Source organism: Mycobacterium sp. (assembly GCF_025965855.1).
Taxonomy (GTDB): Bacteria; Actinomycetota; Actinomycetes; order Mycobacteriales; family Mycobacteriaceae; genus Mycobacterium.
Window position 1 is genome coordinate 1 of sequence record NZ_JAOPWB010000121.1, and the last position, 8165, is coordinate 8165.

The 8165-nt window shown below is 62.0% G+C and carries 5 protein-coding genes; 2 read left to right on the plus strand and 3 right to left on the minus strand.

The annotated features are described in order from the left end of the window. Nucleotides 1-619: cytochrome P450 (locus JWP83_RS09420; protein ID WP_297729159.1), on the plus strand; the 619-nt coding region annotated here is incomplete at its 5' end. A 158-nt stretch (nucleotides 620-777) separates the two neighbouring features. On the opposite strand, the gene JWP83_RS09425 is transcribed toward JWP83_RS09420, so the two are convergent. Next, entirely contained in the window at nucleotides 778-2496 is a 1719-nt protein-coding gene (locus JWP83_RS09425) for a hypothetical protein (RefSeq protein ID WP_297729163.1), read from the minus strand. A 760-nt stretch (nucleotides 2497-3256) separates the two neighbouring features. Further along, a complete protein-coding gene (locus JWP83_RS09430) occupies nucleotides 3257-4066 on the minus strand; it encodes a hypothetical protein (protein WP_297729167.1) in 810 nt (269 codons plus the stop codon). A 419-nt stretch (nucleotides 4067-4485) separates the two neighbouring features. Here JWP83_RS09430 and JWP83_RS09435 point away from each other — a divergent pair, with 419 nt between their 5' ends. Beyond that, on the plus strand, nucleotides 4486-6690 hold the full coding sequence (locus tag JWP83_RS09435) for a tetratricopeptide repeat protein (protein WP_367185608.1): 2205 nt from the start codon (nucleotides 4486-4488) through the stop codon (nucleotides 6688-6690). Between the two features lie 660 nt (nucleotides 6691-7350). Here JWP83_RS09435 and JWP83_RS09440 read toward each other — a convergent pair. Next, nucleotides 7351-8165: CCA tRNA nucleotidyltransferase (locus tag JWP83_RS09440; protein WP_297729172.1), on the minus strand; the 815-nt coding region annotated here is incomplete at its 5' end.

Below are 8165 nucleotides of genomic sequence, written 5' to 3' on the forward strand. Positions count from 1 at the left end.
ATACGTCATGGAGCACTTCGAGAAGGCCGGTGACAGCCCTCAACCGGGACTCATAGGCGACCTCGCCGCCCGCTACGCTTCCGGTGAGTTGGAGCAGCTTCCGGCGCTCGCGATCATGCTGACGCTGTTCAGCGCCGCCGGTGAATCCACTGCCTCCTTGCTGGGCAGCGCCGCGTGGATTCTGGTGAGCCATACCGACATCCAAGAACAGGTCCGCGCCCATCCCGAACTGCTGGGTGGGTTCATCGAGGAGACGCTGCGCTACGAGTCGCCGTTTCGCGGCCACTATCGCCACGTAGTCAGAGACACCACCTTGGCCGACGTCGAGGTGCCTGCCGATTCGCGCTTGCTGTTGATGTGGGGGGCCGCCAACCGCGATCCCCGGCAGTTCGACACACCCAATGAGTTCCGACTCGACCGCAGCGGCGCTAAAGGACACGTCACCTTCGGCAAGGGCGCACATTTTTGCGTCGGGGCCGCACTGGCACGCTTGGAGGCCCAGATCGTCTTGCGGATGCTGCTTGACCAGACCGAGTGGATTCACGCCGCCCACGTCGGCCAATGGCTGCCCAGCATCCTTGTCCGCCGACTCGACCGGCTACAACTGAACGTCCGCTGACCTGACGACTCGGAGTCGATTTAGCAGAGACGCCGAAGGTGTGGGGTTAACGTTCCATCGCGACAGAGGACGCCTCGCACTGCCAGCGCCCACACTCTCCGCGCGGTGTATGCCGATGGCTGCGTGTCGACGGAAGTCGACTCTGATCTGGTTCGCAATTAAACAACGGGCAACGTACTAGCGGCTTCGGGGGAGCCGTATTGACGATATAACGTGCCGTCCGCACCGGGAACTATCGCTACCTGGTCACCAGGAGCGATGCTTTCGACCGCCGAAGGATCCGCCAATTGCGCCACGCCCCATGTCGCCACCACACCGTCCAAATCGTAACGACTTCCATCGTATTCGATGACGAATGGTAAAAAGCTCAGAAACTGAAAGAGAGGACCGGATGTCAAACAAGAGCCAAGGGCTTCGACATTCCGAACTTCAAAATTGGTACTTGACCATTCAGACTTCAGTATCTCCCCGTTAAGTAGGCGGACCGCATCCCCCATTGCACTTCCTTCGGCGCTTGACAGAGCCCAAGGCATCAAAAATTGGCGGTCAGACACGGATTGTAAACGAGTTAAATTCTGTGCAGTTGCAAGCCATATTTCGACGTCGTCACGCAACCAAGTGGCTTCCGGTAGAGATCCGAGTGGCGTGATGATGCGGCCATACGGTATCGCGAGAATGGCAGATCCACCGTGTGCCCATTCGCGAAGGAACTCAAATCCAGAAATCACCGCGTGGGGGAGCTTCCCTCCGACTGGCAATGTCAGGACCTCGACCGACTGAAGTTCACCGCCATTGCTGACGGTGATTGTGACTTTGAATACTCCTGATGCATCTTCGCCATGTAGCTGGATTCCATCAAAACCACGAGTGATGCTGATATTCCGAAACGGCGTGCGCCGTTCGCCCAGTCGGAGTTCTAGGTCGGGTCGGGCCGGTGGGGCTTCGTTCATGACGTACAACATCGCTGGACCGTCGAACGAACTTACTCCCGGCGGCCCCTCTGATCGGATGACGCGAACTGGGAGGGGGCGGTCTGGCTGCGCGCCGTAGGCGATCATGTCCCGCGCCGCCTTTAACGCCGCTTCGTCGGTGATTCCGCCGAAGGAAACAGTCGTTGATATTGGACGTAGCCTGAGAGACTCAGCGCATCTTGGGTAGATCGCTAGCTGGTGAAAGTGGTTATCGTCGAGCTCACGGAAGGTGACTAATGCAGCATTGGGGTCAACGGTCCGTGCATGTTCCTCGACAGAATCGGGAAGCCGGCCAGTCCTGATGGAGCTCTCGTACCGGTAGAACGGATCGACTTCGTCCAAACTACGAGCTAGCTCCAATTCACGCGCCGCGATCGCATCTACTAGCGGTTCCCCAGTCAATTCGGTTACATCTCTTTGCCCGCGTAGAGCAGCAGCCACTAGCTCCAGTGTTCTGCGCTGTCCGTCTCCAAAGAAATAATCCTGCAATCCAGGGTTCTCAGAAGACCAAACGTCTAGCGAGCCGCGTCCAAGCCAATCTCGCTCGATTGCGACGCCCGCAGTCAACTCGTTGAGCATCCATTCATATCGTTCGGTTGTAGGATTCCACGGTGTTACTAGAATCCATCGACGGATTGGGTAATTAGGCAAAATCTCCTGCACGAATCGATCCCAAGAACCGACTATGCTTTTCTCCTCGTTCGAAGATTTTCCGAATGGGCGTGTGTATCGCTTAACCTGATACACATCGAATGCCTCGCCGACGGGGCCGAGGATGTCTATACCCTTGTCACCCCTAGAAGGCGTAATACGGGTGGCTCGTGGATTAACCGTAGTGAGGATCAGTGCTTCGACGTACTCTTCAACTGTGTCGCCGGGTAACCGTTCCCAATTGATCGGAGTCATCGACGTAAGCCTACGACGGCGGGGCGCAGTGATACGGGAAGCCATCGAAGCGGCCTTCGGGCAGCTCGGATCCCTTCGAAAACGCGTGCGCCCGATTCAGGGAGGGTAGTAGACAGAGCTGTTGTAAACAGGCTGTATGCACACGTCCCCGAAACGTCGCCGATCATGCCAACGGAAATCCACCTAAAATGCATGTTTAGCTGGTATTCCGCTATGAGCGCCAACGCGTGCCAACATTCACAAACGCGCTGAAAAGCGGACTGAAAATCCGCCGAGTGACGGTGCGACGGAAGGGCCGGGAGGTAGCGCCGAATACGGGGACGCCAAGGCAGCCCGGACTCAAGAGCCTGACCGACTGGCCGACTCTGAGTTGCGTCGTATCGGCTGGCGTGTCCTTAGGCTCTGGGACTTGCCGCCTACCATAGCTGGACTGTCGTTGCGCCCGTCCACTTCCACCGACGTGATCCGGCTGGAGATCAGTCCGCACACAGTCCGCAGAGCACTCACCACTCGCCATCAATATCCATCACTGATACATACGAAATATGTTGCGCCCCAGTGTGTTCGCTCGTAAGTGCCATCAATAGCCCAGAACTACCCAAAACGGCAAACGCCCAGGTCAGAGGCCTTCTGAGGCTCTTTCCCACCCCTACAAGTCTCCGGAATTCCATCATTGGCACGATCGACACACCTCAAACCGAGCTACAGATAACTCGCTGGTATGTGCAGCCATGTTCGGCTATGACCTGCAACGCCGCGCTCATCCAGCGCCATAGATGGTCACAGCCTTGATATCGGAGCCCACTGGCTTCTCGGGGAAAAAGCCGCCGGGGTTATAACGCCACGCGGCTTTTACTTCTGCACTCACCCCGGTAGTTTTCTTCTGCTTCTTCAGTATCATCGCGATCCTGATCTCGTCAGTCTTTATTCCGGCGTTCTTGAAGTACCACTCTGGCTCCGTGGTGAGTCCGCCGTTGAAGGCGACATCGATGCGCTTCAGCGATCCAATGCGAAAGCTCCAGGGATTGAGATTGACAGATATCGGTAGGAGCTCGGCGACGACGTGGCCAACGACCGGGATGAGCCTGAATGCCTGCGTGATTCCAATCTTTATCTGGCCGCCAACGATGGTCGTGTGGTGGATGCTGCTGTTGGGGAAGCCGTCCGTGGCAAACGTCTCCTGCGTGCCGCCTACTTGAGTAAGACTGACGTTAAAGCGCAATTCATCGATGCGCCCTTTCGGGAGGATTATGTTCATACCAAGTTCTGACTTTAGGTAGTCAAAGTCGCAGTCTGGAGGCGGCGTTAGCTTAACTGTTTCTGCCCGCGGCGCGATCTTGATTGAGGTCCCCCGGATCCAATTCAGCATCTGCTGGTCGTCGGCTGACTTGGCACTGCTTGGCTGGCCGTATTCCCGGCTGAATTCGCGGTGTTCGAACTCGCTTAGCCGGTCCCGTGAGTGTTCGCCACGCAGCGCGGCCGGAATCCTTTCGACCGGCTCCCAGTTGTCGTCCAGAAAATACGCCGCGCTTAGTTGTCTATCAGGGATGCCTTGTTGTGCTTGGTCCATGAGCCGCCGACCTCTAGTTGCGGTGGGAAAGAGCAGAGTAACCCGGCCGCACGACGCGCTGGTACATCCAGCACGACAACGCCATGTCAGCGCCGCCGAGACCCCTGCCGGGGGAAGGCTACCCGGGGTGGTAGCGCGCACCGGCCGGGACTGCTGATTCCCGCCTTTACGGGTCTGGGAGTTTTGACGACAACGAGCGGCACAAAGGCGGCGGTGGACGCGGCAGGGGCCGGCACCTCCCTGACTGACACGGCCCACCCCGCCGTGCCGCAGGCAACTACCTTTGGGGGCAGGCCGGCGTCGATTTAACCCCGCACCCCTCCGCGCGCACCGGCCGCCACAGCTTTTCTGGATCGCTGTTCGAAGATGTCAAGCTTCCCGCGAAATGCGGAAACGACTTGTACGGTTTGTGGGTGCGCATGCGAGCGTCGTCGGGGGCGTTGACTTGGTGGCAACCCGTGGTGGCGGCTGTTTTGACTGCCGCGGGGGCATGGGCGAATCTGGGCAAGCCGCTGAACATTTTGTGGCTGCAGGTCGCCGGTGGAATCGTGGCAGCAATAAGTGCCACGGCGCTTGTGGTGATGTCCTGGATGTTGTTGCGCCAGAGGGCGGTCGATCGATTGCGCGTGCCAGTGGCTCGCGTCAGCGAGGTCGATCCGACGGAGATCGGTGTCGACCCGGCGCCCCAGACTGTGCTCGCGGGTGAGACGCTGCCCGAGTACCTGCCACGCAAGGTCGACCCCGAGTTGCGCGAGGCTGTTGAGGAAGCACGTGACGGCCGGGGCTCCTGGCTGGTGGTGGTGCGCGGTCCCTCTAAAGTCGGTAAGTCCAGGACGTTGTTTGAGGCGTTGCGGGCCTGTGACTCGCAGACCGATCCGCTGAAGCTGGTGGCTCCGATCAACGGCGACGCGCTGCAGAAGATGATCGACCTGGGGGAGAAAGTACTGCCGGCCCGACAGCCTGCCGTGTTGTGGCTGGATGAACTTGAGCCATATCTCACCCAGGGCGTCACATGGCAGACCTTGAGGCGTTGGCGAGAGACGGGGCGGACCCGGTTCGTAGTGGCAACCTATAAAGGCCAAGTCACCAGACAGAACTCGGGGCCGGCCGACGAGCTAACCGATCTCGCCGATGACCTACTGGCACGTGCCCGCAAGATCACGCTTACGCCGACAACTGACGACGAGTTGGAGCCGTTGCGGGAGAAACTCTCCGCGGACTTTGAGACGGCGCGTCAGTATGGGCTGGCCGCCTACCTGGTTGCCGGAGACCGCCTGGAAACCAGGCTCGACACCGAGGCGTCCCCAGAAGGGGTCGCGGTCATCGGCGCCGCAGCCGACTGGGCACGATGCGGACGCACCAGTGCGATCAGCGAAGACACACTTCGCCACCTGTGGCCGACATACCTGGCGGCCGGGGTCGCCCTGAGCGATGGCGGCTTCGCCGTCGGCAGGGACTGGGCGTTGGATCGGGTGGCTGGAAGAATTGCGCTTCTTCAACAGGGCGCCGACGGCTACCGGGCCTACGACTACGTGGTGGGACTGATCAGCGACCGACCCGGGGCGGGGGTCCCGCCGGATCCGGTCTGGGCAGCGGCCATCGAGACCGCCTTGCCCACTGAAGCATTCGCCGTCGGGGCCGCCGCCGCCAGCTACGCTCGCTGGGCCGGCGCCGCTGACGCGTTCACCCGCGCCCGCGAGTCGTCGGTCGACCAATACGCCGCCGCCGGAGGAGTCAACCTCGGTATCGCGCTCGCTCAGATAAACCGGTCCGCCGACGCGGTGGCCGCCTACCAGCAGGTCATCGACCGCTACCGCGACGACGCCGCCCCCGCCCTGCGCGAACAGGTCGCCCGAGCACTGACCAACCAGGGCTTGGTGCTCAGTGAGCTGGTCCGGTCCGTCGACGCTGGGACCGCCTACCAGCCCGGCGAGCAGGTCGTCCAGGCGCTGGCCCACCATGGCCCTTTGCTCCCTGGGCTGGGCCGGTCCGCCGAGGCGCTGGCCGCCTGCCAGCAGGTCATCAACGACTACGGTGCTGACCCCGCCCCCGCCCTGCGCAAGCAGGTCGCCCGAGCGCTGACCAACCAGGGCTTGGTGCTCGGTGCGCTGATCCGGTTCGCCGACGCGGTGGCCGCCTTCCAGCAGGTCATCGACCGCTACGGTGCTGACCCCGCCCCCGCCCTGCGCGAGCAGGTCGCTATCGCGACGAACCCCCAGCGCCATATGCTCGCTCAGCTGGACCGGTGCGCCGACGCGGTGGCCACCTACCAGCAGCGGCTCATCGACCCCTACCGTGATGACCCCGACCCCGAGCTGCGCGAGGTGGTCGCCGACGCTTTGACCAGCCAGAGCTTCGCGCTCGGTCAGCTGGGCCGGACCGCCGAGGCGCTGGCCGCCTGCCAGCAGGTCATCGACCACTACGGCGACGACCCCGCCCCCACCCTGCGCGAGCAGGTCGCCATTGCTTTGACCAACCAGGGCGTCGTGCTCGGTTGGCTGGGCCGGCCAGCCGAGGCGCGGGCCGTCTACCAGCGGGTCATCAACCGCTACCGCGACGACCCCGCCCCCAACCTACGTGACCTAGTCGAGCGAGCGACTACTTCTCTCCAGACATCCGCGTGAACGCCTGGGACGTCTGACTGATCCTGTCCTTTCCCCCTTCGGACGCGGCCATGCTTCTACGTCCACCAAATTCGGGTTTACATCGACGACGTCATCGCCGCGGCCTGAGCCAGCCGCCGTCGCGCACCCCGGACGACGATTGCCTGGCCCGGCGAGCAGTCCGCAGCCCGCGGGCTCTCCGTATCGAGCGTTCGTTGTCACGACGTTGCATCAACTCATCCGAAACTCACTGTGACACGATGGACCCTCCCGGACTTGCGCGGACGTGTTTCTGCAGGTCACAGCCATGCCCTGTTACAAGACAGACCTCCGCAGACCTGCTCATACGGTATTTAGCTACCTTGTAAGCGAGCGGTCGGCGGCCTGCACCCACAGTCCGCAGACAGTCCGCAGGGCACTCACTCCCAGTCATCAATCGCCGCGACTTATACATAGGGAATACGTTGCGGCCCAAACAGAATCATCTCATCCATCATCAGTAGCCGAGAACTGCCCAGAATAGTAAAAGGCCAGGTCACAGGCTATCTGAGGCGCTTCTAATCCCTAGGTCGCACGTTCGAGTCGTGCCCAGTGGCGCGCCGAAAGTGGCGTGGTCGGGGCGGTGAAGGCGCGGCCAGGCCGTCGCCTAGTTCTCCATGCCTACTCGGACGGGTGGCCGCGCTATTCGTTCACGCGTGACGCCCACCACGCCAGCAGCTCGGCGCTCGCCTCCTCGGTGGTCAGCGGCCCGCGCTCCAGCCGCAGCTCCTTTAGGAACCGCCAGGCCTCGCCGACTTGGGGACCGGCCGGGATCCCGAGCAGTTCCATGATCTGGTTGCCGTCCAAATCGGGGCGCACCCGCGCCAAGTCCTCTTGGGCCGCCAGCTCGGCGATCCGCTCCTCCAGCCGGTCGTAGCTGGCCTGCAGGCGGGCGGCCCGGCGCTTGTTGCGGGTCGTGCAGTCGGCGCGGACCAGCTTGTGCAGCCGAGCCAGCAGCGGCCCCGCGTCGGTGACATAGCGGCGCACCGCGGAGTCTGTCCACTTGCCTTCGCCATAGCCGTGGAATCGCAGATGCAGGAACACCAGCTGCGAGATGTCGTCGACCATCTGCTTGGAGTACTTCAACGCCCGCAACCGCTTTCGGGCCATCTTGGCGCCCACCACCTCGTGATGGTGGAAACTGACCCCGCCGTCGGGCTCGTGCCGCCTCGTCGCGGGCTTGCCGATGTCATGCAGTAACGCGGCCCAGCGCAGCACCAGATCGGGCCCGTCATCTTCCAGCGCGATGGCCTGACTCAGCACCGTGAGCGAATGCTGGTAGACGTCTTTGTGCTGATGGTGTTCGTCGATGGCCATCCGCATGCCGCCTACCTCGGGCAGCACCACCTCGCCCATCCCGGTCTCCACCAGCAGGTCGATGCCGGCCACCGGGTCGTCGCCGAGCAGCATCTTGTCCAGCTCGGCGGCCACCCGCTCGGCGCTGATCCGCGCCAGCT

Excerpts from the sequence above, each read along its gene's own strand:
- JWP83_RS09430 (WP_297729167.1), bottom strand. The coding sequence starts at position 4,066 with ATGGACCAAGCACAACAAGGCATCCCTGATAGACAACTAAGCGCGGCG.
- JWP83_RS09425 (WP_297729163.1), bottom strand. The coding sequence starts at position 2,496 with ATGACTCCGATCAATTGGGAACGGTTACCCGGCGACACAGTTGAAGAG.
- JWP83_RS09435 (WP_367185608.1), top strand. The coding sequence starts at position 4,486 with ATGCGAGCGTCGTCGGGGGCGTTGACTTGGTGGCAACCCGTGGTGGCG.